24 protein-coding genes and 1 tRNA gene are annotated in these 25,864 nt (G+C 59.1%); 10 read left to right on the forward strand and 15 right to left on the reverse strand.

What is annotated here, in order from left to right:
- Positions 1-19: 19 nt before the first annotated feature.
- Together LHFGNBLO_RS17170 and LHFGNBLO_RS17175 are read right to left on the reverse strand one after the other, a co-directional pair.
- On the reverse strand, positions 20-538 hold the full coding sequence (locus LHFGNBLO_RS17170; RefSeq protein ID WP_258609261.1) for a TIGR00645 family protein: 519 nt from the start codon (positions 536-538) through the stop codon (positions 20-22).
- 427 nt (positions 539-965) lie between these two features.
- Entirely contained in the window at positions 966-3,047 is a 2,082-nt protein-coding gene (locus tag LHFGNBLO_RS17175; protein ID WP_258609263.1) for an OmpA family protein, read from the reverse strand.
- A 205-nt stretch (positions 3,048-3,252) separates the two neighbouring features.
- Here LHFGNBLO_RS17175 and LHFGNBLO_RS17180 point away from each other — a divergent pair, with 205 nt between their 5' ends.
- The gene (locus LHFGNBLO_RS17180) at positions 3,253-3,699 is read left to right on the forward strand and encodes a YcgN family cysteine cluster protein (protein ID WP_258609771.1); all 447 of its coding nucleotides are present in this window, start codon (positions 3,253-3,255) and stop codon (positions 3,697-3,699) included.
- 241 nt (positions 3,700-3,940) lie between these two features.
- Positions 3,941-4,300, forward strand: coding sequence for a hypothetical protein (locus LHFGNBLO_RS17185; protein WP_258609265.1), 360 nt, complete (start codon positions 3,941-3,943; stop codon positions 4,298-4,300).
- 157 nt (positions 4,301-4,457) lie between these two features.
- Here LHFGNBLO_RS17185 and LHFGNBLO_RS17190 read toward each other — a convergent pair whose 3' ends face one another.
- Entirely contained in the window at positions 4,458-5,168 is a 711-nt protein-coding gene (locus tag LHFGNBLO_RS17190; RefSeq protein WP_258609267.1) for an SIMPL domain-containing protein, read from the reverse strand.
- A 133-nt stretch (positions 5,169-5,301) separates the two neighbouring features.
- On the opposite strand from LHFGNBLO_RS17190, the gene LHFGNBLO_RS17195 reads away from it, so the two are divergent.
- Positions 5,302-5,377, forward strand: a tRNA-Ile gene (locus LHFGNBLO_RS17195).
- A gap of 117 nt (positions 5,378-5,494) precedes the next feature.
- On the opposite strand, the gene LHFGNBLO_RS17200 is transcribed toward LHFGNBLO_RS17195, so the two are convergent.
- The 3 genes from LHFGNBLO_RS17200 to LHFGNBLO_RS17205 form a co-directional block, all read right to left on the reverse strand.
- Positions 5,495-6,595: a tyrosine-type recombinase/integrase gene (locus LHFGNBLO_RS17200; RefSeq protein WP_258609269.1), complete on the reverse strand. Its 1,101-nt coding sequence runs from the start codon at positions 6,593-6,595 to the stop codon at positions 5,495-5,497.
- Between the two features lie 89 nt (positions 6,596-6,684).
- The gene (locus tag LHFGNBLO_RS33665) at positions 6,685-6,936 is read right to left on the reverse strand and encodes a helix-turn-helix domain-containing protein (protein ID WP_413774693.1); all 252 of its coding nucleotides are present in this window, start codon (positions 6,934-6,936) and stop codon (positions 6,685-6,687) included.
- 65 nt (positions 6,937-7,001) lie between these two features.
- Positions 7,002-7,253 (reverse strand): hypothetical protein, encoded by a 252-nt coding sequence (locus LHFGNBLO_RS17205; RefSeq protein ID WP_258609773.1) that lies wholly within the window; start codon positions 7,251-7,253, stop codon positions 7,002-7,004.
- Between the two features lie 907 nt (positions 7,254-8,160).
- On the opposite strand from LHFGNBLO_RS17205, the gene LHFGNBLO_RS17210 reads away from it, so the two are divergent.
- Entirely contained in the window at positions 8,161-8,292 is a 132-nt protein-coding gene (locus LHFGNBLO_RS17210; protein ID WP_258609271.1) for a hypothetical protein, read from the forward strand.
- A 206-nt stretch (positions 8,293-8,498) separates the two neighbouring features.
- Here the strand turns inward: LHFGNBLO_RS17210 and LHFGNBLO_RS17215 are convergent, their stop codons facing one another.
- Complete coding sequence (locus LHFGNBLO_RS17215) at positions 8,499-9,725, reverse strand: MFS transporter (protein WP_258609273.1); 1,227 nt, start codon at positions 9,723-9,725, stop codon at positions 8,499-8,501.
- Between the two features lie 121 nt (positions 9,726-9,846).
- Here LHFGNBLO_RS17215 and LHFGNBLO_RS17220 point away from each other — a divergent pair, with 121 nt between their 5' ends.
- Positions 9,847-10,911, forward strand: coding sequence for a LacI family DNA-binding transcriptional regulator (locus LHFGNBLO_RS17220; protein WP_258609275.1), 1,065 nt, complete (start codon positions 9,847-9,849; stop codon positions 10,909-10,911).
- A 136-nt stretch (positions 10,912-11,047) separates the two neighbouring features.
- On the opposite strand, the gene LHFGNBLO_RS17225 is transcribed toward LHFGNBLO_RS17220, so the two are convergent.
- From LHFGNBLO_RS17225 to hisD, 5 genes are all read right to left on the reverse strand, one after another.
- Entirely contained in the window at positions 11,048-11,812 is a 765-nt protein-coding gene (locus LHFGNBLO_RS17225; RefSeq protein WP_258609276.1) for a TIM barrel protein, read from the reverse strand.
- Positions 11,813-11,894: 82 nt separating this feature from the next.
- Positions 11,895-12,689: a histidinol-phosphatase gene (hisN, locus tag LHFGNBLO_RS17230; RefSeq protein ID WP_258609277.1), complete on the reverse strand. Its 795-nt coding sequence runs from the start codon at positions 12,687-12,689 to the stop codon at positions 11,895-11,897.
- Between the two features lie 340 nt (positions 12,690-13,029).
- Positions 13,030-13,221, reverse strand: coding sequence for a hypothetical protein (locus tag LHFGNBLO_RS17235; protein ID WP_258609278.1), 192 nt, complete (start codon positions 13,219-13,221; stop codon positions 13,030-13,032).
- Between the two features lie 59 nt (positions 13,222-13,280).
- Positions 13,281-15,113 (reverse strand): thiamine pyrophosphate-binding protein, encoded by a 1,833-nt coding sequence (locus LHFGNBLO_RS17240; RefSeq protein ID WP_258609279.1) that lies wholly within the window; start codon positions 15,111-15,113, stop codon positions 13,281-13,283.
- Positions 15,100-16,449 (reverse strand): histidinol dehydrogenase, encoded by a 1,350-nt coding sequence (gene hisD, locus LHFGNBLO_RS17245; protein ID WP_258609775.1) that lies wholly within the window; start codon positions 16,447-16,449, stop codon positions 15,100-15,102. The genes LHFGNBLO_RS17240 and hisD overlap by 14 nt, the downstream gene beginning before the upstream one ends.
- Positions 16,450-16,620: 171 nt before the next feature.
- On the opposite strand from hisD, the gene LHFGNBLO_RS17250 reads away from it, so the two are divergent.
- Positions 16,621-17,451, forward strand: a complete 831-nt coding sequence (locus tag LHFGNBLO_RS17250; RefSeq protein WP_258609280.1) for a helix-turn-helix domain-containing protein — start codon at positions 16,621-16,623, stop codon at positions 17,449-17,451.
- A 32-nt stretch (positions 17,452-17,483) separates the two neighbouring features.
- On the opposite strand, the gene LHFGNBLO_RS17255 is transcribed toward LHFGNBLO_RS17250, so the two are convergent.
- Positions 17,484-18,986: an FAD-dependent oxidoreductase gene (locus tag LHFGNBLO_RS17255; RefSeq protein ID WP_258609281.1), complete on the reverse strand. Its 1,503-nt coding sequence runs from the start codon at positions 18,984-18,986 to the stop codon at positions 17,484-17,486.
- A 74-nt stretch (positions 18,987-19,060) separates the two neighbouring features.
- Here LHFGNBLO_RS17255 and LHFGNBLO_RS17260 point away from each other — a divergent pair, with 74 nt between their 5' ends.
- The 4 genes from LHFGNBLO_RS17260 to LHFGNBLO_RS17275 all read left to right on the forward strand — a co-directional run bounded on the left by LHFGNBLO_RS17260 (position 19,061) and on the right by LHFGNBLO_RS17275 (position 22,515).
- Positions 19,061-20,245, forward strand: coding sequence for an ABC transporter permease (locus LHFGNBLO_RS17260; protein ID WP_258609283.1), 1,185 nt, complete (start codon positions 19,061-19,063; stop codon positions 20,243-20,245).
- Between the two features lie 20 nt (positions 20,246-20,265).
- The gene (locus LHFGNBLO_RS17265) at positions 20,266-21,234 is read left to right on the forward strand and encodes a sugar ABC transporter substrate-binding protein (RefSeq protein WP_258609285.1); all 969 of its coding nucleotides are present in this window, start codon (positions 20,266-20,268) and stop codon (positions 21,232-21,234) included.
- 71 nt (positions 21,235-21,305) lie between these two features.
- Entirely contained in the window at positions 21,306-22,103 is a 798-nt protein-coding gene (locus tag LHFGNBLO_RS17270) for an ATP-binding cassette domain-containing protein (protein ID WP_258609287.1), read from the forward strand.
- Between the two features lie 271 nt (positions 22,104-22,374).
- Positions 22,375-22,515 (forward strand): hypothetical protein, encoded by a 141-nt coding sequence (locus tag LHFGNBLO_RS17275; RefSeq protein ID WP_258609289.1) that lies wholly within the window; start codon positions 22,375-22,377, stop codon positions 22,513-22,515.
- Between the two features lie 113 nt (positions 22,516-22,628).
- On the opposite strand, the gene LHFGNBLO_RS17280 is transcribed toward LHFGNBLO_RS17275, so the two are convergent.
- On the reverse strand, positions 22,629-24,236 hold the full coding sequence (locus LHFGNBLO_RS17280; RefSeq protein ID WP_258609291.1) for a GMC family oxidoreductase: 1,608 nt from the start codon (positions 24,234-24,236) through the stop codon (positions 22,629-22,631).
- Positions 24,237-24,295: 59 nt separating this feature from the next.
- On the reverse strand, positions 24,296-25,855 hold the full coding sequence (locus LHFGNBLO_RS17285) for a GMC family oxidoreductase (RefSeq protein WP_258609293.1): 1,560 nt from the start codon (positions 25,853-25,855) through the stop codon (positions 24,296-24,298).
- Between the last annotated feature and the right edge of the window lie 9 nt (positions 25,856-25,864).

Below are 25,864 nucleotides of genomic sequence, written 5' to 3' on the forward strand. Positions count from 1 at the left end.
GGGAGCGGTGCTGCCAGCGTCACTCCTCCCCTGCCTTCTTGGCTTTGCCCAAGCCCATGAGCCTGTCGATATAGGCGAGCATGAACGCCGAGGCGACGAAGGCCAGATGGATAATGGTCAGCCACATCAACTGGTCGGTCGTATAGGACGCCGAGTTCAGGAAAACCTGCAGGAGGTGGATGGAGGAGATGGCGACGATGGTCGAGGCGACCTTGACCTTCAGCGAGCCGACATCGATCGTGCCTAGCCAGTGGACCTCGCCGTCATTCTCGTCGAAACGGCTGACGAAGTTTTCGTAGCCGGAGATGATGACCATCACCACCAGCGAGGCGACCAGCGCCGCGTCGATCAGGCTGAGCATCTTCAGGATGGTGTCGGTCTCGCCGAGCGTGAACGCCATGATGACGAACTCATAGAGCTTCTTGCCAAAGGACAGCGCATAGATGGCGAGCGCGACGCCCAGCCCGAGATAGAAGACGACCAGCAGCCAGCGGGAGGCGAGAATGATCGATTCGATTGCGAGTTCGAGGCGTTTCATAAAGCGGTTCCGGATTTATTTCATTTTGTTTTGATGCATGTCGGTCTGCCAAAACCGCCAGGCAATTTTTGGGCGACCTGCGCTGCTTTAATGCATGTCGTTCTCCCAAAAATCGCAAAGCACCCTGGGGTCGCGCCCGAGGGCATGCTTTTTGCGCGATATGCATTAAGAGCCGTATTTCGGGCAAACCGCCGCTGTTTGCAAGGCCCGAGCGGCAAAAGGACCTGGAGTCCCCGGCCTGAGACTCGTTGAGGCGCGAGGTGTCATTCCTCAATCGAAGGCGAGGAAAAAGCCCCACCGGGAGGGACCGGCGGGGCTCATTTGTCCCGCTGGAGTCGGGACAGGGCAGGGAACGCCCTTGGTAAAATCTGGGGTGAGCAACCGCGCGATTCAATAAGCGTTTCGAATCGCGCGGTTCACTTTTTGGTCAGTTGGCGCTGGCCACCGGGGCCACCAGCGAGGTGATGCGGCGGATGCCGACGCGGCGGTTTTCGCGATTGGGCGCCGTCGTGTCCACCTTGAGATATTCCTCGCCATAGCCTTGCGTCGTCAGGTTCTCCGGCGGGATGCCGAAGGCACTGGTCAAGGCCTCCGCGACCGATTCGGCGCGGCGGTCGGACAGGGCAAGGTTCGCCTCCGGCCTGCCGACCGCGTCGGTATGACCTTCGATCAGGAAGGTTTCCGCCGGGTTCTTCGCCAACAGCTTCTCCATGGCGCCGGCGACGCCCTCGAGTTTCTGCACCTCGGTATCGGAGATCGAGGCCGAACCGAATTCGAAGTTCAGCGTGTCGAGGTCGACACGGCGGGCGATATCGCGCACGCGCGCCGAGCGCTTGACCTCGTCGATCGAATAGAGGCGCTGGACTTTCTCCACCGGCGGCTGTTCGAGGAAGGTGTAGTAGTCGTCCGGATCCTCCACATCCTCCGAATCCAGAATGTAGTCCCGACGCGCGATGTCGAGCCGCATCGGCGGCAGGTCGTCGCCGGGATCGCGCCAGTCGTCAACGTCCTCATAGCGTCGCTCGTCGACATAGCTCAGCACATATTCGCGGCCGTCCGGCGTGATACGCGAACGCTGGATGACGTCGCCGTTGCGGTTGCGGATGGTGACGATCTGGTTGCCGTTTTCGCGCACCACGGTTTCGCGGATACGGCCGCGCGGCAGATCCTCGTAGTAGACATCCTTGGCGCCGCGGTTCATGCGCGGGCCATCATTGCTTTCGACGATGGTCTGGTTGTTGAACTGGATGATGACCCGATCGCCGATTTCCTTGAGCACGTCGGCGCCCTTGGGACGCCGACGGTCGCGGACGTTCTCATCGGGTGCACGCTCGACGCGCTTGCCCTTTTCCTCCGTCACCGGAACGAGCTTTTCAGGCTGGATCTCCTGCTGGGCCGATTTGTCGTCGGTGGGCGGCGGTCCCTGGTCGACCGGAGCCGGCTTTGGTGCCTGCGCCTGCTCGCCATTCGGCTCGGCGGGCTGGTTGGCCTGTTCGCCATTCGCATTCTCGCCTCCCTGCTGGCCGTTCTTGCCCTTGCGCTTGCGCAGGACATCCTTCTGGCTGTCGAGGATAGGCGCTGCGTTCTCGTCGGCCGGGGCTTCGCCCTGGGCCGCATTTTCACCCTGGGCCGGCTGTTCGCCGGTCACGGGCTGCTGGCCATTGGCGGGCTGTTCGGCCGTCGATGGCTGTTCTCCGGTGGTGGCCGGCTGCTCTCCGGTCACCGGCTGTTCGATGACAGGCTTCTTGCCGCGCTTTTTCTTGTCCTGAGGCTGTTCGCCCTGGGCAGGCGCCGCCTGCTGCTCGCCCTGAAGGGGCTCGGCCTGCGGAACAGGCTCTCCGGCAGGCGCTTCCTTTGTGGTCGGCGCCTGTTCGGCTGGGGCCGCTTCAATTTGCTGGTCCTGCTTGCGCTTCTTGCGCGGCTTGACCGGTTGCTCTTCGGTTGCCGGAGCGGCCTGCTCGGCCGGCTGCTCGGCAGGCGCAGCCTCGATCTGCTGTTGCTGGTCGCGCTTCTTCTTGCGCGGCTTGACCGGCTGCTCCTCGTTTGCCGGAGCGGCCTGCTCGACCGGCTGCTCGGCAGGCGCAGCCTCGATCTGCTGTTGCTGGTCGCGCTTCTTCTTGCGCGGCTTGATCGGCTGCTCCTCGTTTGCCGGTGCGGCCTGCTCGGCAGGCTGTTCGGCGGCAGGCGCGGCCTGTTCGGCAGGAGCCTGTTCGGTCTGCTGCTGTTGATCGCGCTTCTTCTTGCGCGGCTGCTGTTCCTGCTCGCCCTGCGCCGGCGCGGCCTGCTGTTCCGGTTCGGGCTTCTGCGCCGGCTCCAGCTGCTGTTTTTGTGCGCAGGCCTCAGCCGATTCGCCTTCGGCGCAGGCTGCTTGCGCTGGGATCAGCGGCGCTGTGGTGTGTTGCAAGGGGCCGAATGCGGCACTGCCCTGCAGCGGGTACGCGCCCAACGGCGCGGATGCCATCAACAGGCCAAGTGCTGTGCCTGCCAGAATCCGTGGTTGGCGTTTCATCTCAAAAAGTTCTCCTTGTGGGGTCCCATCCCTGCCCAAACTTCCATCATCCGGATTGGTTCCGGTTTGCAGACATTACCGGCAACGAAGGGCGATTGACCGGCGTTTTGAAGGCGACTTCATGTTTTTCGTATGGTGCGCGCCCGCATTTGCGGCCATCGCCATGCTTGACCTTGGCGCGGGCGGGGGCCACATCATCGGCACGATGGACACGCCTTTCTGGAAAACCAAGACGCTCGAGGCGATGACCCCAGCCGAGTGGGAATCGCTCTGCGACGGCTGCGGTAAATGCTGTCTGTCGAAACTCGAGGACGAGGACACCGGCGAGATCTACTGGACAAGTGTCGGCTGCCAGCTGTTCGACGCCGAAAGCTGCCGCTGCTCCGACTATGCCAACCGGCTGGCGCGCGTTCCGGACTGCGTCGGGCTGACGCCGCAGAATGTGCGCACCATCAGCTGGTTGCCCCAGACCTGCGCCTATCGGCTGGTTGCCGAAGGCCGCGATCTCTACTGGTGGCACAGGCTGGTTTCGGGAAGTGCCGAGACCGTCCACGAGGCCGGCATCTCGATTCGGGGTCGGGTTAGCGCCAACGAGACCGACCTTGCCGCACCGGACGACTATTTGGAGCACATGCTCGACGACGAGCCTTGAGATTGGAGCACATGCTCGACGACGAGCCTTGAGAGCTACAAGGTCCGGAACCGACTGCGCGACCGTGCGTTTCGACATTGAGGGGTTCGGAACGGTCGCAGAAGGAGAAACTGCCGAAATCTCCCTCTTGTTGCCACATGAACCGCAAATGAACGACCAGTTCGTAATGAGTTCAGATACGGAAGTGCATTCTCGCCCCATCGTTTCCACCGGGTGAGAGCCCCCAACAAGGAGAGAAGCAATGTTCAACACCATCAAGACGGCAGCCCTTTCGGGTCTTATCGCCCTCGGCACGTTTGCCGCCATCCCCGCCGCCCATGCCGACAGCATCTATCTCGGCTTTGGCAACAACAACGAACCCCGCGTCGGCGTCTATAGCGGAGACGATGACGGCTACCGTCGCGACCATCGCCGTGACGACCGCGGCTGGCGCCGGTGCTCGCCCGAGCGTGCCCTCGGCAAGGCCGAGCGCATGGGCCTGCACCGCGTCCGCATCGTCGACGTCAACCGCCGTACCGTGAAGGTCGCGGGCCGCCAGTACGGCGACCGTGTGATTGTCGTGTTTGCCAATCAGCGCGGTTGCCCGACCCTCTCCCGCTAAAGCGAAGATCAGCTTGGAGACATGACCTTCTCCGAAGGTCAGTCTGGAGTAGTATGAGCTCCTCCACACTGATGGAATGCGCGGCTCAAACAAAACCCCGGAGGATCGATCCTCCGGGGTTTTTCATTTGTCTCACAAATGATGTTTCAGGCAGCGGTCACTTCAGCTCGAAGGTGACGGTGACCTGCACCGCATAGGAATTCTCGCCAGCCTGCACCGGAACCGCCGCACCGGCCGCGTCGAAGGCCTTGGCGTTGATCGGCATTGGTGGCGGAGCGATGTTCTGGTCGGTGATTTCGAGCACGCGCCCGATGCTGACACCGGCCGCTTCGGCCAGCGTCTTGGCCTTGGCGACGGCGTTTGCGACCGCCTTCTTGCGGGCTTCGGTGACGGCGGCCGCCGGATCCTCATTGGTGAAGGAGATGCCGCCGCCCTGGTTGACGCCAAGCGACACCGCCTTGTCGAGGATGTCGCCGGTCTTGTCGATGTCACGGATGCGCACCGAAAGCGTGTTGGTCACCTGATAGGCAACGAGCTCGGCCTCCTGGCTGCCGTCCGGCTTGTTGGTGTAGACGTAGCGCGGGTTGATCTGGATGCCGGCGGTCTGCAGATCGCGTTCCTTGATGCCGGCCGATTTCATCGCCGCGATCACGGCGGCCATGGCGTCGTTGTTGGCATCGAGCGCGGCGCGCGCGGTCTTGGCCTCGCGCATGACGCTGAGCGACAGCAGCGCCAGATCCGGCGCCATTGTCGCTTCGCCTTCGCCGGAAACGACGATGCGAGGCGAGGGCGGCGAATCGGCAGCACCGGCCATCGCTGGAAAAGCGATTGCGGCGGCAAGTGCGAGGGGCAAAAGATGTCTGGTCATGAAAATCTCCTTGGCTGCGATCCGGTCGCACCTGCCAACTAGGGCGCGAATATGGGCTGATTTGGGCGATCGCTTTCCAGCCCTTCGGGAAAGCCTTGTGCCGCTCGGGGAAAAACACTAATCCAGCCGCGTGGGGCCTGTAGCTCAATGGTTAGAGCCGGCGGCTCATAACCGCTTGGTTGGGGGTTCGAGTCCCTCCGGGCCCACCATGACCATTGATTTTATTACTAAAAAGTGACCTTGGCCCAAAACGTTTTGGGCCCATTATGGGCCCAAAGAAAAAGGCGGCCAGAAGCCGCCTTTCCTTTTGGCTGGGGCTCAATCGGCTATTTGATGATGCGCAGGAGTGTCCGCTGACGCATGGCATCGCGTTTGGCTTCACGTTCGTTGATCGCCCGGGCGATATCGACAGCCATCCGCTTCTTGTTGGCCTCCCGCACGTATTCGTCGGTCACAGTCATCGAGGAATGGCCCATCGCCTCCATGATAGCTCGCGCCTGGATGTTGCACTCGGCGAGATAGGTGCCGAAGGTGCGGCGCAGACCATGCAGGGTGTAGCCTTCGGGAATGCCGGCCTGTTTGTTCCAGTGTGCGATCATTCCGGTGAGGCTTTTTTCAGCGAAGGGTTTCCCGTAGGCATTCTTTAGTACCGCCCCACCTTTCGAACGATCGAGCGGCGCCAACGCCTGCGCCAACTTGTCGACGATCGGGATGAACATCTCGCGACCGCCGTGACGGTTGCGATTTTTTTGCTGTCGGAAGTCGAAGGCTTCGATCATCTCCAGTGAACCGTCGAAAAGTTCGATTTCCTCGACCACGAGATGCTCCCAATCGAGCGCCGCGACATCGCCGCGCCGATTGCCAAGCCAGAACCCAAGCGCATAGCAGGTGCGCGCGGCAGTGCCGATTGGATGGCGCGCCTCGAATTTCTCACGGATCGAAATCGGCCAGGCCGGATTGGCCGTGGATTTGGGCACGCGCACGCGGATGGACAGCGACGGATCGTTCTGCGGCTTGATCCACCTTTCTATATGGATCGCCACCCACAGAAGCTTCTTGATTGCGACCAGCATGTGTTTAGCGACCGTCCGGTTGGTCCCGAAGAAACCTTCGATGATGACGCGCAGGCGATCGGCATCGAGATGTTCCACCGGGGTATCACGCCAGGTCAATGGATATGCAGGATCGATCCGCAACTTAAGGAAACGCTCGATGAGCCGCGCGTTCTTTCGTCGGGTCGCTTCATCAAAGTCCAACCATTCCATCGTCGTTTCGAGTCGCCGGGCTGCATGCCCGAAGGTCTTTGGCAGCGCCCTGCCGGGCAGGTCGATAATAATTGCCTTGTGGTCTTGGCCTTGCGTCGCCTTTTCATAGGCAGCTTCGAATTCCGGATCTCCGGGCTGACCGGGAAGACGGATTTCGGGCATTCCCTTTGCACGATAGCGATAGACCAGTTTTCCGTTCTTGAGGCGCGACGAAACGCCGGGGTAGCTGGCATCCTTGAATGGCCGGGCCATCAAACCCTCCTTCCAGTCTTCTGCTGCCGTGGTGTCACGCGCGGGGAGACTTCAATCTTCGCCTGAGGCGATAGGTTTTCGCTTTTAAGGGCAACGCGTAGGAGTATCGGGTACGGGAAGCCTCGACCTTGCTCTATGCCCTCGTAGGTGCGTTTCGGTATTCCCAATGCCTTAGCTGCGCCTTCGGCAGTGAATCCCTCCTTCGCCCGCCAAGCTTTTACATCTCGTGCAAGCGCCTCACTCTCGTTCACGTCATCCTGTCCGCTCAGGCGATCACTGTACTACGCCGACAGCGTATACGCAACGTGCGTAGTCACTAACTTGTTGCCGCCTTCCGCTCGCTCCGCTCCAACAGTTCTTGGAGACCGTTATCTTTATCAGGCAAGGAGGTGAAAGCGATATCGAGGGTGACACGATCCCAAATCGTGCGACTGTTAATGAGCTTGGGCCTCGGCATGCGACCGTCAGCGACCATTTCGTCGAACAATGTCGGTCCAACGCCGACATAGCGCGCTGCTTCCTCGCGGGAGAGACCTCGCGGCGGGTACGAAATTGCATCGCTCTTCACAATTGTTGCCTCGAAGACCGTGGGGCCGCCGTTGTGCGAGACCTGATAACCTTGGCTACGGCCGATCTCGACGGAGATCGCCACAAAACCGTTGATCCGGCTAAGCCACACACCGCAATGGTCGGTCATCCATACGGGGATGCACCTTTGCTTGGAAGCTGCCTCAACACACATTCGGCAAAAGGCAACAGTGGCGTGCAAATCGGATAAAGTATCGTTCGGACACAACAAGACACCAGCGTATCAAAACTGCGCCATTTCGTCTTAGCCAATGGCAGAGACGGGATACGGCAGAGTCAATGAAATGACTGAAAATTCGAGGGCAAGTTTTGTTCGTATCTAAAACCTAACAACGCGCGTCGGGGGTTCATTTCGGGAGGGCGCTACCAAACCCTGTCCGTTCGAGAATTGGCCTACGCGGCTTCACCCCAACATCGCGCGCCACTGTCCCGGCGAGGGGCTACCCCGTGGTGTCGAAGGTCTCCTGGTTACTGCATCGCAACATCTCCGTTCCGTCCCGTCTTTTTGGCCAACGCACCCGCATCTTGCGCGTGACGATTAGTTAGCGCGCTTGCAACGATACTTAGCGCATCCATCTCAACGCCGGAATGTCTGCGACACACGCGTGCGGCGAAGGCGTGCAGCGGCGTGCTAACAGGACGGTTTGTTTCGGATACTCGTCCCGCAGGGATGAGGTGAATGCCGACGATTGCAGAATAGGGCTTGAAGAACCAGCGGCAGGGTGGCGGAGATACGTGACAGGCATATGCGAATGCCTTAGATATCTGCCGCGTCCTTTTTCGGTTTCGTATTGCCTTGTACGAGCTGATTTTATTCCAAACGCAGTCGGGGGCCTCACTATGGCGCGAAACCCCCAGTTCGATTCTTCACGGCCGATGGCGTCGAGGTGGAAACCATCCTCGATTTGGCCGGCCCTCACAAGGATGAGCTGGTGAAGCGAATCGTTGCGGCGCTGGCGCGAGACGGGGCGAGGCGGGATTTTCTCGCCGAGCGCGGCCTGCTCTCGCGTCAAGCCTAACGGGCCGTCGCCGGATTCGTTCAGAATGCGAGGGTTGCCGTTCAACGCGCGCGAGCCGTATAAACTCCGAGAGCCCCGGCTCCGAGGATGATGTAATCGTACGTATCCGCGATCAATTTGGCCGCCGCAATTCAAATCAGTGGGCCACGCCAGGAGCCGAATGTCTGTCTGTGATGAGACGACGGCGCTGAGACGCATGTGGCCCATCACAGAGCCCGATCGTGCCGTGCCATCGCAGCCAGGCCCACTACCGCGAGTGCCGAGAATGCGGCCGGAAACCAGAACACGTACGGCAGGCCGACCATGGCGACGCCCAGCCCGCCCGTTACACCGCCGAGCGCGGAACTGACCGCCGATGAACTCATGAATATGGCGGAGGCCGTCGCCACAGCTGTGGGCAGGAGCCGCTGCGCGACGATGATGCCCAGGGCCGCAAACACGCCCCATACTCCGCCCATCAGGATCTGGCCGGCGAACATCCCGCCAGCGCTTGGCCACGCCGCAAAGCATATGTTGGCAGCCACACCGAGGCCTGCCGCCATGCACATGAGCCACAGCATTCCGAATCGCTGACCGAGAATGACGCTGAACGGCATGATCAGCAGCTCTATAAGCGGCTGGATGCCGATAACTGCACCCCGGATCGTGGCATCGAGCTTGAGGCTTTGTTCCATGTAGAGCGGAAGAAAGCCGTACTTCACCGATTCACCCGCAGTGACGAGGACGAAGAGGCCTGTAAATGCCAGTAGCGGCAGTATAGGGCGCCAATTCGCAAAATCCGCATTGTCGCCCTGGTATTCGGCATCGTCCTTCCTCGCAGGCGCAGCCGCGCTCAGCGTACCCAGGGGAAGGATCTGCAGGAGGGAGCAGATGGCAGTGCCCCAAAGCATCGTACGGAGGCTTGTCCCCGCAGCTAGCCAAGCTCCGGCCACGGGGCCAACAACCCATCCAGCGGTCAGCGCCATTCGGACAACGGCCACGACACTCTCGTCAGTGCGTGCCGGCGTCCTGCTGAGTTCATCATGAATTGCCGCGAAAACCTGCGAAGCCGCAGCACCAGAGAAAGCCAAGACCACCGCGCTGATCGCGAAAGGCATCCAAACTTGAGTTGAAATGGCAATGCCGGCCCAGCCGAGAAATCCGGCAATGGCACAAAGACGGAATAGACCGAGCCGGATACCGCTGCGGTCCGAGTAGCTACCGACGGCGTACCCTATCACGGGTGCCACCAGGCTCGTCAGGTAGAAGAGGCCGGCGACTGGAAGCGATGCGCCCAACTCGTGCACGAGGAAAAGTACGATTTGGGGAGCAGCAGCCGAGACCCCTACACCGGATAGAAACATGGCAATCGTGGCACCGCGGTATAGCGGCGAAGAAAGGATTCGGCTGAACGCCGAAGGGTTACCGGGTGAGGCGATCGTCCTGGCTTCCACGATATTACTTTCTTGCGCAATGAAGGCAGGTCTCTGGGAGCCTCAGCGGTGACGTCTGACCAGCGATTGCGACCAGGCGCTGATTTCCGATAGTAACCGGTTACTGCCTTGGATATCCTCGGTGTTGACTCTCGGCAACGGCGTTGCGATGGGTTATTCACGCCTCATGCCGCCACGCCGCACCAAAGAGATCAGCATTCGCGACGTAGCTCGCGCAGCGGGGGTGTCTGTGGCGACGGCATCGCGAGCTATGTCGAAAACCGACTATCCGGTAGCAGCGGGCACACGCCAGCAGGTAATCGACGCGGCGCGCGCCCTGGGCTTCGTTCCCAATGCGATGGCCCGGGGCCTGGCCCGGTCGCGGTCGGACAGTGTCGGCGTCGTCATCCCCTCGGCCAACGCCTACTATGCGGCCATGATGTCGGGCATTGAAGCCGCCACCCACGCGCAGGGCCTCACCATGCTGCTAGGGTTGACGAACGGCGACGAAGGCCGGCGCGAGGCTTATATCACCGCGTTCCTCGAGCGGCGTGTGGATGGCATACTCGTTTGCGCGGCAGCCCACGATCAGCGGCCTAGCCGGCCACCTGAAGAGATGCCGGTGCCCGTGGTGCTGATCGGCCAGCAACCCAATGCCGGCTATTCGATCATCCGGACGGACAACGTGGCGGCTGGCCACACCGCCGCGCGCCATCTCTGGTCGCTGGGGCATCGCCGGTACGCGTACATTACGCCCGACGACGCCTGGTATGATTTCCGAGACCGCCGCCTCGGCATGATGGGCTTCCTGGAATCCACCGGCGAGCCTTTTTCAGTCGAACTGCTTGATGAGATCCGTGGTGAGACCGACGCCTACCGCCGTGTTTCGGATGCTTGCCGAAATGGGTTTGACGCCACAGCTATTGTCGCCTCTACGGACCGGCATGCGCTGGGTGCGCTCGCAGCGCTGGCGGATGCCGGCGTTCGTGTCCCGGAGGACAAGGCAGTGATGGGTTTCGACAACTACATCACTAGCAGCTTCCTGAGACCCTCCCTCACTTCGATGAGCATGCCGGCGATGGAGATGGGCCGGCTGGGCATCGAATATCTCCGGCAGAAAATCAACGGCTCTGCGGTGCCGCAGGACACCGTCCTGCAGGCGGCACTTGTCGCGCGCCAATCGACTGGCTCATCTCACGGAGCGTGACGACGATCGGACTCGGACGCGACCAAATACGATATTGTCGAAGACTATCCGGCGCCTGTAGCGCGCATGGTGAAACTGGCGGGGCAGAAAGGTGATGGTAGCACGCACAGGCGGCCATTTGCCCGCTTGCCTGTCGTCAAAAGAATGCGCTTCGACAAGCGGCGACTGACTGGGCCGTTGGCGCAATAGGTCTATACTCCAGCCCAACGAAACCGCTGTAGCCTTGGGTGAAAAGCCAGTCCAACCGCTTCTTCAGATCGATGCCACCAGTCCCTGGTTCGTTGCGCCCGGGATGATCGGCAATATGAATGTGGAACACGCGATCAATATTGCTGCCAATAACGACGTCGGTTTCTTCGCTCATAACAGCAGAGTGGTAGATATCGTAAACGATCCCGATCTCCGGGCGCCCGGTTGCGGCAACGATCTCCAGGCCCTCGACAGTCGAAGGCAGGAAATATCCGGGGTGATCTATCAGTGTGTTGAGTGGTTCAAGACCAATACGAACGCCGCTTCCCTCCAGCATTTCGCCAGCGAGGGCCAATGTTTCGACCAGCGCCTTCTTCTGATCATGTCGGGGGACATCAGGAAGCTCATCGCCTGCCTGGACAATAAGCACCGGTGCACCAAGTCTCCTTGCTGTGGCAATCGAGCGTCTAAGACCTTCGAGAAAAATGCTCTGGTTCCGGATATCCGTCAGCGGGATCATCGGTTCAGCTACGATGCTGCTTAGTTCCATCTCGGCCGCCCGCAATGCGAGTTCGATGCTGCCCAGATCCTTGTCGGTCCACCTCCAGAATTCGACGGCTGTCAGCCCGCTTAGCCGTGCAAGCGATATACGATCTGCCAGATTTGCCGTTTCAGGGGCGTAGAGCCATTCTATGCAAGCCGAAAGTTTCACAGCTGGCTCACAGCTTCTTGGCCGCCGCGGCTGCTGTCAGCCGGTACAGTGCGACCTCGCTGCGATTTTGCATTCCGCATCGTCACCTGCCGTCGTTGAGCATTTCCAGCGCAGCTTCGTGGAGTGACCGATTGGCTGACGCCAGTATTCTGCCGCCCTGCTCGGCTCGACAGCCGTCGAAGCGAGTGACAACACCGCCAGCCGATTCAATGATCGGAATAAGCGGCACAATGTCGTAGGGCTGCATCGATGGTTCAACGCACAAGTCGATTTGGCCGGCAGCCAACATCGCAAATGCGTAGCACTCCCCTCCATATCTAGTGAACTTGACTGCCGACGAGAGCTTTGCAAAACCTCGGTCTGAACGCCGGGCGAAAGGCTCGGGCGAGGTCGTGTGGCAGATCGCGTCGGGTAGAGCCTGAACACTGCTTGTGCGCAGTTTTGATCTCCCGCGTGCGCTCTCGCAAAATGCTTCAGACTGGTCGCCCCAGAAGAACTCACCCGTGTAAGGCTGGCTCATTATTCCGCGTACCGCACGGCCGGCTACTGTGATTCCGATGAGTGTTCCCCATACGGGGATGCCGCATAGATATGGTTTTGTTCCGTCTATCGGATCTATGACCCATTGTATTGGTCCGGCTCCCGTTGTGCCGAACTCTTCACCGAGTATCGAGTGGTGCGGATAGGTTGAGCTGATAATTTCGCGGATGGCGATTTCAGCTTCTCGGTCGGCGTCAGTCACCGGGTCGAACTTGACGCCAGCCTTGACCTTTGCATCAGCAGCCAGTCGAGTCCGAAACCTCGGGAGAGTGATACGACCTGCCGCCTCTACCAAGCCAAGAAAGAACTCCAGGGAAGGGAGGGTTTCGTTCGACATGAGCGCGATCCTGTCTCGGACAAAGTGTGTTTTGTAACGGCTGCAGGCTATCGTCTGGACGTTTGGTCGGACCCGGCCGCCATAGAAGTGGTCACGTGTGTCCCGGAAGACTTCGACCATTCCGAGAGAGTCCGACTCCTGACAAATGTCCGGACGACCTGATCTGAGAAGTCGACTGTCCACGCGAAAGCTCCAAGGAGAGAAGTTGCTGAGCCTGAACAACAAAGACAGCGCAGGGATGTATCTCGGGGCGCGGCCGCAAAAAAGCGGGTTGCATCCACCACCACCGCGCATATTTCAGGCTCTGCTGCTGTCTCGAGCTTTCTGCGTTTGTGAGACGCTATTTTTCACCGAAGTAGTAGTTGAGCAAAGCAACTTGGGATTCCGCGAGTCGGCCCCGCAATTCACTTTGCTCGCCGAGAGTTCTTATTGCTGCCGGAAAAAGTGGAGACAGCAGAATCGCAACGATCGCGATCCACAACAGCTGGCGCAAGTGGCCATTTTTGACATTCGGCCGTCGGTTTTCTGTCATTGGACAACTCCAAACATCTGGAGTGAGAGCCAGCTGTTGCCGACTGGCTCCCAGGTCGATCAGAAGCCGCGCCCCTTCACGTATTTGGCGCGCAGGTCACCCAGATAAGCGGGTACAGTTATGTCCCACCAGCCTGTCACATGCATGTTGGAGTATGGCCTTTCGATCGCGCAGATCGCGTCGATGACATACGGCTTCCCGGACGCCAGAGCCCGTTCAATCGCAGCACCAAGCTGTGAGGCGTCGACCACGCGCTCACCTTCGCAGCCGAGAGATTTAGCGACGCCAGCTATGTCGGCCATCCACTTCGAGCCGTCCGGTGTCTTGAACTCCGTGATGATCTCGCGATCCTCCCCGAACATGTTCAGCTGCAGGTTCCGGATTGCTCCCCAGCCGCCATTGTTGATGACAAGAAAGATCACCGGCGTGCCAAGCATCGCGGCGGTGGCGAGTTCAGTTCCTGTCTGGAGAAACGCGCCGTCGCCGAAGATGGCGCAGACTGTTACCTCCGGCTTGCCCAGCTTGGCGCCGATGGCGGCGGGTAGTGCAAAGCCGATCCCCGACATTCCGCCCGGCGTGATGTGCTGGCGAGGACCATAAACCGGGAATTCGTTGAATACCTGGTTCTGCGGATTGGATGAATCGGTAACGACTATCGTGTCACGCGGCAACGCCTTGCGCGCCTCGACGAGTACCTGGGAGGCGGTCATGGGCTGGACGTTGGCCGTACGCAGAGGACGGAGGAATTCCTCCCATTCCACTTTGCGCTGCTCCAGTTCCTTGAACTGCGCAGTGGATTTATAGTCTCGCTGTTTTCCCTTGGCCTTGAGCTCCGCCAGGACAGCTCCCAACACGGCCTTGGCGTCGCCAACGATTCCGACTTCAACGGGATAGTTCTTGCCGATTTCGAAGCCGTCGAGATCGACCTGGATCAGCTTCGTCTTCGGAATGTCGAATGTGATCCCCGGCTGGTAAGAGGACGTGATGCGGTCCGAGAAACGACAGCCAACCGCCAGAAGCACGTCGGCCGATCGTGTCATTGCATTGCCAGGGATCGAACCAAGGTCGCCGCAGGCACAAGCGAACAATTCGTGGTCTTCAGGGAATGCGCCCTTGCCCATGAAGGAGGAGGTGACCGGAGCGCCGAGAAATTCAGCGATGGCTTTCAACTCGTCTGTTGCTTCTGCCTGAATGACACCCCCGCCGGCCAGAAGTACCGGGCGCTCCGCCGAAAGGAGCAGCTCGACGGCGTGGGTGATGTATTCTGGATCACCGAAGGCACGCGCGGCGGTACGGCGCTTTTTGCTGTCGCCGATTGTGACCGTTGCAAACTCGGCCTGCACATCCTGCGGCACGTTCAAGAGGACTGGCCCTTTACGTCCTTCGAGCATGGCGTTGAACGCCTGCTCCATCATGTTTGGAATCTGCTCGACATGGCTTGGATTGAACCAGCGCTTGACCACGGGCTCGGCCATGCGCGGAAAGTTGTCCGAATGCGGTCGATCGACTTCTTGAAGAACGCCACGCCCCATCATGTAGGTGTGAACACCGCCAGTGATGACAAGCTGCGGCAACGAGTCCGCGAATGCGGTGGCAATGCCGGTCAGGGTGTTTGTGGCTCCCGGGCCGATTGATGTCACGACGCAGGCTACGTTGCCCGAAGACCGGTAGAATCCGTCAGCCATGTGCGAAGCATTCTGCTCATGCATGGCCGGCAAAAGCTGGATCTCATCCTTTCGGTCTACGAACGCGTCGATAAGCGCCGTATCGCCGTGACCGGGGATGCCAAAAACATGAGTCACGCCCTCGCGGATCAGGTGATCCACGATAATCTGGCCGCCAGTCATCTCCTTTGCGACGACTTCGCCTTTCACGTTCTTATCGTGTTTCATTGGTTTCCTCCATTTGCTTGCTCGCGGCCAACGGATGGGCTGCAGTGGCGTATTCGATGTTTCGATGACCGTAACGCCGCACTCGGACATTGGCTTGCTCGGCGTGGCCGGCAAATCCTTCCATGATGCACAGCCTTGATGCGTATTCACCGACCATCGCGGAGGCCTGATCGGTCAAGATTCGCTGATAGGTGCAGGTCTTGATGAACTTGCCGACCCATAGCCCGCCAGTGTAGCGCGCGGCGCGCATGGTTGGCAGAGTATGGTTGGTGCCAATCACTTTGTCGCCATAGGCGACGGTCGTGCGGGCGCCAAGGAACAGCGCACCGTAGTTCCTCATCTTGTCGAGGAACCAGTCATCATCCGCGGTCATAACCTGAACGTGCTCGGAAGCGATGCGATCGGCCTCGGCCAGCATCTCTTCCCGCGTCTCGCAAAGGATTATCTCGCCGTGATTGCGCCAGGCCGTTCCTGCGATTTCGGCGGTCGGCATGATCCGGAGCAGGCGCTCGATTTCAGCCACGGTGTTTTTGGCGAGCTTCTCGGAATTGGTCACCAGGACGGCCGGCGAATTCGTACCGTGCTCCGCCTGCCCAAGCAGGTCTGTCGCGACCAATTCTCCGTCAACGGTATCATCGGCCAGGATGAGAACCTCAGTCGGACCGGCGAAAAGGTCGATGCCGACGCGTCCGAAAAGGAGACGCTTGGCCTCGGCAACGTAGGCGTTGCCAGGGCCAGCCAGCATATCGACAGGCTCGATGGTCTCTGTGCCAAGTGCCATTGCGGCCACGGCCTGCACGCCACCAAGCACATAGATCTCGTCCGCACCGGCCAGGTGTTGGGCAGCGACGATCAGCGGTGCGGGCTTGCCCTTGAATGGCGGAGCGCAAGTGATAACGCGCTCGCAGCCTGCCACCTTGGCGGTCAATACCGACATGTGTGCCGAGGCAAGCAGCGGGTACTTGCCGCCGGGCACATAGCAGCCGACGCTCTGCACGGGAACATTGCGGTGACCGAGTATGACGCCGGGCAGGGTCTCCACCTCGATGTCGGTCAAAGCGGCTTTCTGGGCTTCCGCGAAATTGCGCACCTGCTCTTGTGCGAACTCGATGTCTTCTCGCTCTTGTTTGGATACGCTGTTCAGGCAGGCTTCGATCTCGGTTTTGGTGAGCCTATAGCTGTCTCGATCCACGCCGTCGAAGCGGACGGCAACCTTGCGAACCGCTGCGTCTCCGCCCTTCTCCACCTCGTCGAGAAGTGCCTGGACGGTTTTGGTGAGAGCTTCGTCCTGAAAGTTGGAGGCCTGCGCCTCCGCTGTCTTGATATGTCTGATCATTCGCATCCGCCTTTGCCCGGCAGCTCTTCGCACAATTGGGGCGCTCGAACGCCGGCCGTCCCGAGATTGCGACAGCCCCACCAGGGTCACAATTTCGCAAGGCCTTGATACTTGGCGCAAACTGACGCATATCGGACCCATAAACTTTTGCGGTGGGCAGCAGTAAACTGAATGGAAACGGATGAGGATACGGGTCTTTTAGCGGTAAACTTCGCTGCCAATCTCAGATTTTTGTGTGAGCGAAGCGGTTCCATTTCGGACATCTGCCGCAAAATGAAAATAAACCGACAGCAATTTAATAAGTATATGTCGGGTCTGCATATTCCATCGATGCAGAATAGAAGGATAATTGCAAAATACTTTGGACTAAGCCAGGACGTGCTCTTTGTGGAGCACGAAGAATTTAGGATGCTTATCGAGGGAAACTATTTTCATACCCTCGAGGCGCTCCGCCATGCAGCAAGGTTTAGCGGATTCCTGGAAACAGGCCTTCTTCATCAGAGATCAACGCCGGATGGATATTTAGGAATATATGATCGATACCAGTACTCCAGTATCTACAAAGGAAAAATATTACGCTCTGCATTCTGCATCTACCGCAACAGAGACTTTCTTCAGCACTATTATGTGGAGCGGTTTCCGAGTTTCGATCGCCCGTCGAAGGCAGATTATGTCTTTAAATACCACGGGTTCACAATTCCATTGGACGGGCGAATATTCTCTGTCGATTTCGAAGTCAGCCAAAAGAACGAGATGACATTTGGAATTTATGCACCCGTTCAGCGAAGCGCGAAAAACTTCATGTTCGGCATCACCTCGGGGATCGCGGCAACAATGCTGCGACCTCCCTACGCTACGAAGGTCGCGATGCATTACCGAGCTCCCGGTATGCTCCGGAAAGAGCATCTGAAGCGGCTGACCACACTCGAGGAAAACGACTCGTCAATTCCAGTTGAGGTTAGGCAATTCCTAGGTAGCGACGAAATGCTGCCGCGATCTTGATTAGCGCCCAACCGGTGACAGTCGCTCGTCCATCACGCTAGATCGGTCGCCAGCATGTGGTCGGCCGTGCGCAAAGCTTGTGCGGCAATTGTCAAGGCTGGGTTCACGGCTGCGGCAGATGGAAAGAATGAAGCATCCACAACAAACAGATTCTGCTGATCCCATGCACGGCAGAACGGATCCAGGGCCGACTTTCCAGGGTCATTGCCCATTCGTACCGTGCCGCATTGATGGCCCGTAGCGTGGGCGACAAGCGATTTGGTGATGACGATGGGATATCCCGCCTGCCGAAGCGCACGCTTCATCCGACGGACGAGTTCGAGATGTCCGTCCATATTGTTCAAGGTCACTGAGAGCTTGATGCGATCTCCGTCGAGTGTCACACGATTGTTGGGGTCGGGGAGATCTTCGGAAAGGCCGATCCAGTCCATCCCGTGCCGGGCCAGTCGATCCCCCAGGATACTCGGCAGATAAGGCACATTTGCGGTCAGCATGCCTCCTTGCAGCTTGCCGAGCATCTGCATCTGTCCCATGGGCCAGCGAAAGGCATCATCGCCGAAATACCAATCATTGAGGGCGAGGGTCTTCTGAAAGACCGTGGAGTTCACATGGTGTGACAGACCCATCAAAGCGGTCTGATTGTGTACCATGTAATGCCGTCCGACGATATCGGAACTGTTCGCCACGCCCTTTGGGGCTCCACTGTCTGCCGAGCGGAGCAGCAAGGCCGAGCTGTTTACGGCGTTGCAGGAAACAACGAAAAGCGGGGCCTGCAGTCGCTTTATCGTGCCGGCGTGATCGACCTCGACCGCGGTGATCCGCTTGCCATCAGGTGTGGTCAAAAGACGACGCGCAAAGGCCTGGGTCATCAAATCGACCCGACCAGTTGCCAGCGCAGGTTCGACACCACAGGTTTCCGCATCGTTCTTCTGGCCGATCTTGCATGGAAAGCCGTCACAGGTTTGGCATAGGATGCATGTGCCCGCCGGCGCCGCGTTCACTGCAAGCGGCAAAGCCGAGGGCGAGAGACCACGCTCTCGAAAACGCTGCGCCATGCGCTCGACGATCGGCTCCGATTTTACTGGTCCGTATGGAAAAGGTGCGCCACGCGGTGGCGCCGTCTTGTCGAGGCGGTCGTCCCCATGAACGCCGAATATCCGCTCAGCCTCTTCGTAGTAGGGGGCGAGATCGGCATAGCGATATGGCCAAGCGGGAGATACGCCGCGTTTGTGTGCCAGATCCTCGAAGTCCCGTTCTCGCAAGCGAAACATCGCCGCGCCGTAGAATTTTGTGGAGCCGCCGACATTGTAAAACATGCCGGGATCGAAACTGTTGCCATGACGGTCCAGCCAAGTTTCCCTTGCTTTGTATTTCTTCTCAAAGAAGACCGCGTCGACGCTCCAGTTGTCTCGCTCACGAGGAACAAAGTCACCGCGCTCGATGATGAGCACCCGCGCACCTTTTTCGGCGAGACGGCGAGCGGTAGTGCCGCCTCCAACGCCGCTACCGATAACAATGACGTCATACTCTCTCATTCAAAATCCAATGTTCGAGATTTTGTGTGCGAGCTCCTCTCAGGAGCGCGTGGGAGCACAGCAGAGGTGTCCGGATGAAAAAAGCATACCGTCGATACATCTCCGACAAAAGCGGGTTTCACGCGGGTTGCGTCAGGTCGCGTCAAATATCCAACGTCTGCGAAATTGTGACAGCCTCACAACAGCATAGCCTCTCCTTCAAAGAAAAAAGAGATGGTCGAGAACGTCCAACCAAGCTTCAGAGGGAGAATCAAACCGTGGCCGACAGCGTAGCTTCACCCTTCAAGGAGAACCCTTTCTGGGGCCGGCTCCATCAGTGGGTGGCTCCTCGATCGCCGTCGCAGGTTGTGCAGCGCGTCATGCTTGCCCTTCTCGTCCTGAGCATAGTTGCTTTGGCGGTTGCCAATCCCAATTTCAGGAATCCAGCCAATCTTCTCAACGTCGTTCAGCAGGCATCGATGGTAGGTATCGTTGCCTGCGGGATGCAGATGATGATCATATCCGGCGGGTTTGATCTGTCCGTTGGCGCAACCGCCGCGGCCGCGAGCTGTACTGCCGCAGCCATCTCTCTGGTAGCTGGAATTCCCGCCGGCATCGTGGGCGCACTCGTCGTCGGCCTTTTGATTGGAACTATCAACGGCAACCTGATCGCGAAGGTTGGCATCAATCCTTTCGTATCGACCTTCGGTGCGCAAGCGATCATTACAGGCACACTATATGCGATGACGGAGGCCAAACCGATCGCGCCGCTGCCTCGCGAGTGGCGCGAACTCGGCTTCTTCAATGTCGGTGGGTTTTCCTTTTCCAGCATGGTCTTCGTCCTCGTTGTAGTTGTGCTGGCTTCGGTGCTGCGTTTCACGCGCTATGGGCAGCATGTCTATGCCGTTGGCAGCAACAAGACCGGCACAAGCCGTGCCGGCGTCAATGTGGATCGCGTCATTATAGCCACTTACGCCATCGGAGGCGTGACGGCTGCGATCGCGGGCGTTCTGCTGACCTGCATCGCCGGTATCGGCAGTCCGCAAGCTGGCACCACTTGGGCGCTGTTGTCCATAGCGGCGGTCGTTATCGGTGGCACACCGCTGACCGGCGGCGTGGGAGGCATCGCCTCCGCCGTGATCGGCATCTTCGCCCTGACCGTCTTAAACAATGCGATGACGCTCTACAGCATTTCGGCCTTCTGGCAGCCAGCTTTCATGGGGGGAGCTGTGCTACTGGCAGTCGGCTACGAAGCGTTGCAGCGAGGCCGCAAATCCTGACCGGAACTCAGTGTCGACTGGTGAATCCGCAACAGAAGAGGAGAACTGAAATGAACCTTACAAGACGTTTGTTCGGCGTCGCGACATTGGCTACGGCGCTGGCCGTTTCGACCGCATCACCGCTGTTCGCACAGGCGAACAAGCTGGGGGTAATGATCTATAACATCGGCGTCGATCCATGGATGAACGTGGCGGTTAAGGCGCTGGAAGAAAATGCAAAAGCTTTGGGATATGAGGTAACGGTTGCGGATGGTCGGAACGACGTGGCGCAGATGAATGCGGCCATCGACCAGTTCGTGGTGCAAGGCGTGAAGGCGATTGTTATCTGCCCGGCTGACCCGGACAGTCTGGTAGGCAGTATTTCAAAGGCTGTCGCGGCCGGCGTCCCAGTGGTGGCGTTTTCTCTCGGTGTCTCAAAGGATGCCAATTTGACCTCCTTCGTGGGTGCCGACGAGGTTGGCATGGGTCGCACCGCAGCACAGGCTGCCCTTAAGGCAATGGGCGGCAAGGGCAATGTCGCTCTCATGACCGGCATTTTGGGCACCTCGGCGCAAATCGGCCGAACCCAGGGCCAGCATGAGGTGTTCGACAAGGAAGCCGGCGTAAAGGTCGTTGAAGAACAGCCGAACGATTGGGCTCACGACAAGACCGTCGCCCTAATCCAGGACTGGCTGTCCAAGTATCCGAAGGGCGAGCTCAACGCAGTGCTGGCACATGGGCCCGAGATCGTCGCCGCGGCCGAATACGCAAAGTCACAGGGACGCGACGAGGTCGTCTTTGTCGGCATCGACTATCCCGAGGATGCTCGCCGCGCCATCCAGGAAGGGACGCTTCTGGCCACGATCAGCCAGGATCCCAAACTTCTCGCCAAGTTGGCTGTCGAGATTGCGGACAAGGCTGCGAAGGGTGAGACGGTGGAAAAAGAGATCATGATCGAGACCACTCTCATGACAAAGGAAAACGTCGAACAAAAGCCCGCCGACTATTAAAGCAAAATCGTCTGCGGGAGATTGTCTCCCGCAGACTAACCCATCGATCGACAAGTCCAAGGTTGGACAACATGTTAGATGTTCACAAGACTCCCGCTTTCTCTGTTTCTTCAGCAGTTGTTCCGATCCTTGAATCACAAGGAATCGCGAAGCACTATGGTGGCGTGATCGCACTGACCGGCGCAGACTTGAGAGTCATGCCGGGAGAAATCGTAGCGATCGTGGGCGACAACGGCGCCGGAAAATCTACCTTCGTCAAGATCGTCTCAGGTGCGCAACCTGCGGACGACGGCAAGCTCTTCGTTACCGGACGGGAGATGTCTTTCCACAGGCCGAGCGATGCGCGTGAGGCGGGGATCGAAACCGTCTACCAGGATTTGTCGCTCGCCGAGCATCTGGATGTTTTATCCAATTTGTTTCTTGGGCGAGAGGAATTCTACGTCAATTTCGGCGGTTTGAGCATTCTTAACCGGAAGAAGATGGCGACCCGCGCCGAGGAATTGCTCAATGAAATAGGCGTGAATGTTCCAGGTGTGCGCGACATTGTCGGAGGGCTATCTGGCGGACAGCGGCAGGGTGTCGCCATCGCGCGTGCGGCCGGGTGGGGCTCCCAGCTGATCATCATGGACGAACCGACCGCTGCGCTGGGCGTGCAGGAAACCGCGCATGTGCACGACATCATCCGTGCATTGCAAGGACGCGGCGTGGCTGTGCTTCTGGTCAGCCACAACATGAAACAGGTCATGGAATTGAGCGACCGGGTCTATGTGTTCAGGCGCGGGCGCATCGTCCGAGAACTCGTCACCAAGGACACGTCGACCGACGAGATCATCGGCTATATTACAGGCGCTCGGGGTTCGAGCCAGTGACGGTTGTCAATTCACAGCAACGCAACCGCCATTGGAGCTGGCTGGGCCGTTGCTCGCAAGCAGACTGCCGGCCTTTCGATTGTGGACTTCTCCACCTGCGGTCGAAAAATCTATCCACCAGCGGAGGCCGTCAACGCCTGATCCTACGGACATAATTGGTGGCCTTCTCGGCGATCACGATAGCGACGCCGTTCGTGTTGCCCGAGACGAGATTCGGTCCGACCGAATGTTGCAGACGCGCAGTACTGGCCCGATGCGGATGTATGGTTTCATGAATTCCGTGGCCATCAACTATGGCGCGGTCGCGGCGTTTTCGATCCTGTTTCGCTGCCCGTGGTCATACCTTCGGATGTCGCGCAGTTTCCGGGCAGGCTTCGTTCTCGGCGGTGGCCGTTCGCTGACCAGCCGGTGACTTGGCTGGAGGCGCTTCTCTGAGCTGCTGTGCAGCCTCAAGCCAAGAAAGCTGTTGCGCAGGGCAAGCGCATTGCAGCAGTGTCTGCGAGATTTCACCCGCGACGTGTCCTGTCAGCCGCCGGCATACGCTTTCATGCCATGGTCCTTGCGGATATGGTCTGCCGCCTTCTCGGCAATCATGATCGCCACACCGTTGGTGTTACCGGAAACCAGGTTCGGCCCAGCGGAATTATCGCAGATACGAAGGCCGTCAATACCGTGCACCTTCAAACTTGCGTCGACGACGGACATATCATCGCGCCCTATCTTGCAGGTTCCCATCGGATGCAAAGCGGCATGGGCCTGCTTTAGCACATACGCACGAACATCCTCTCGTGTGCGGATGCCGCCAGGTGCGTACTCGCGCCTCAGATGCTTGGCAATAATCGGCTGAGACATCATCTCACGGCCGAACTCGACACCCTCGCACATGACTTCGACATCGTACTCTTCGGTGAGATAGTTCGGTCTGATATAGGGCAGGTCGAAGGGATCGTTGCTGCGCAATCCGATCCAGCCCACTGACTTTGGCCTGGTCTGGCAGATATTCAGTGTCGTTCCGTTGCCACCGGGAACAGTATCAACGCCCTCCTCGATACCCGCGCCTGGCATAAAGCAGCATTGGAGATCCGGTCGTTCTTCGTTGAGCGAGGAACGGAAGAAAGCGCCACCCTCCACGACGTTGGCGGTGCAAGGTCCCCTGCGGAACAAAAGATACTCGAGCCCTGCGGCGGCCTGCCAGTGCAGCTTCTTGTATTTGTCATAGCTGAAAGGGCCGTTCACCTCATGAATAATGGACACTTCGACATGATCTTGCAGATTCTGCCCAACACCCGGCAGATGGTGCACCGGCTCCACGCCTTTTTGTTTCAGGTGATCGACGTTGCCGAGACCGGAAATCATCAAGAGCCTGGGTGTGGCGATGGCTCCCGCGGTCACAATAACCTCCCGATCTGCGCGCAGCAGCGTCCGTTTCCCGCCGAGCATGACTTCCACCCCGGTGGCGCGCTTGCTTTCGAAGGTGATACGCAAGACGCTGGCGCCGGTGTGAACGGCAAGGTTTCCTCGCTTTCGAGCCGGCTTGAGGTAGCTCACGGCCGTGCTCCCACGGCGTCCGTTGCGTGCATTGATTTGGTAGAGACCGCAGCCTTCCTGATGACCTGAATTGAAATCAGGGTTGAACGGCAAGCCCGCTTGCTGGCAGGCCTGCACCCAGAGGCGGCTCATGGGGTGCGTGAACTCCTGATCGGAAACCGGCAAAGGGCCGTCCGTGCCGTGCAGTTCGTTGGCGAAACGGTCATTGGATTCGCATCGTTTGAAGTAAGGAAGGACATCCTTCCAGCCCCATCCTTCGGCCCCGGCAGCTTGCCATTGATCGTAGTCGCGTGGCTGACCACGCAGATAGACCATGGCATTGACCGAGCTTCCGCCGCCCAGCACGCGTGCCTGGACCATTGTCGGATTGGGATCGCCTCTATGGCCCGAGCTTGGAGCCCATGGATAACGCGCAACCAGATTGCCTTGACCGGTCTTGTAGTAGGTCACCGGCAGGTGAATCCACGGGCTCGTGTCCGCTGGCCCTTCTTCGAGCAAAAGTACGGAAACGTCGGGATCTTCGCTCAAGCGAGAAGCCAATACACAACCGGACGAACCACCACCGACGATTATGAAGTGCGGCATATCAAAATCCTTGTGATGGCGCTGGAATCATTTCCTCGCCATGCATCGGGAGCTTCCGTTCAGGACAGTCTTCTTCCCCGAACGCGGCCATGGCTTGCCTTCTCGATCCCGAACTCCACCCGCGCGATGTGCTGGGCCACGCGCAGGGCTTGCGCAGCAATGGTCAGGGAGGGGTTTGTCGCGGCGGAGGTGGGCATGAACGACGCGTCCACCACGAAGAGATTGGGGTGGTCCCACGATCGGCAATAGGGATCGAGCGCCGAATGCTGGGGATCCAGGCCCATTCGGACGGTGCCGCATTGTGCAGCGGTAAAATTGACCGGAAGTGTCTTCGTGAGCACGAGCGGAAATCCGATGTCGTGCAGAATTCGTTTGACCCGCTTGTTAAGACGAGCATGGCATTTCAAGTTGTTTGGCTGGACGGAGATGTGCACGTTTCCGTCCCGCAGCATCACACGGTTTTCCGCTTTCGGAAGGTCCTCGGACATTATCAGGATGTCGAAGCTGCGCTTCGTCAAAGCGCGGGCGATGGTCTGAGGCAGATATTTTGCCCCGGCCACCAGCATGCCCGACTGCAACTTGCCCAGCGTCTGGACATTTCCCATCGGGAATGGATATCCCGGCTCGCCGTCGTAGAAATCGTTGAAGGCCAGCGTCTTCTGGAATTTGGTCGGATTCTCCCGCGTCGACACGGCCATCATCGTGGTCAGGTTGTGCGTCATGTAATGACGTCCAACGATATCTGTGCTGTTGGCCAAGCCGTCCGGGAACGAGCCGGTAGCAGAGCGCATCAGAATGAGAGCCGAATTTACTGCGCCGGCAGAGAGGACAAATATGCCGGCAGAAACGGTTTTAATGTTGCCCTGGTGTTCGACCTCAACGGCGTTGATGGTGCGACCATCATCCGCGACAAGCAGGCGACGTACGAAAGCGCCGGCCCACAGGGTGACACGCCCCGTCTCGAGGGCTGGCTCTATGCAACGGGTCTCCGCATCGTTCTTGCCGCCGACTGCGCAGGGAAAACCGTCACACGTGCCACACCGCACGCACTTGCCCCCGGGATGCAGGTCAACAGCGACCGGAAGCGGGAAGGGGTGCAGACCTTTCGCCCGCAGGCGTTCTTCGATCCGGGCGACGTAGGGTTCCGACCCAACGGCGCTATAGGGAAGTTGTTCGGAACGGGGTGGTTCCCATGGGTCGAGCGATGGGTCACCATGAATGCCGAAGAGATGTTCCGCCTCGCCGTAGTAAGGCTCCAGCTCCTCATAGGAAAAAGGCCAGGCCGGCGACAGGCCTTCAGCGTGTTCGACAGCTTCGAAGTCGCTCGCGCGCAGGCGCATCATCACGGTGCCGAAAAACTTCGTCGATCCACCAATGTTATACCAGCTGGAAGGACGGAAGTTTTTGCCGGCCCGATCCTTCCAGATCTCGAACGGGCTGTACTTACGCTCCTTAAAGACCTTGCCGACATTCCAGTTATCGGCTTCACGCGGCACGGCCGAGCCCCGTTCCAGAAGGAGAACATTCAAACCCAATTCCGCCAGTTGCCTCACCAGAGGGCCGCCGCCGGCTCCGCTGCCGATGACGACGACGTCCGGTGAAGGTGCGCTCATACGCATGGGGTTGTC

Origin of the sequence: Mesorhizobium sp. AR10, from assembly GCF_024746795.1 — a bacterium.
Classification (GTDB): domain Bacteria; phylum Pseudomonadota; class Alphaproteobacteria; order Rhizobiales; family Rhizobiaceae; genus Mesorhizobium.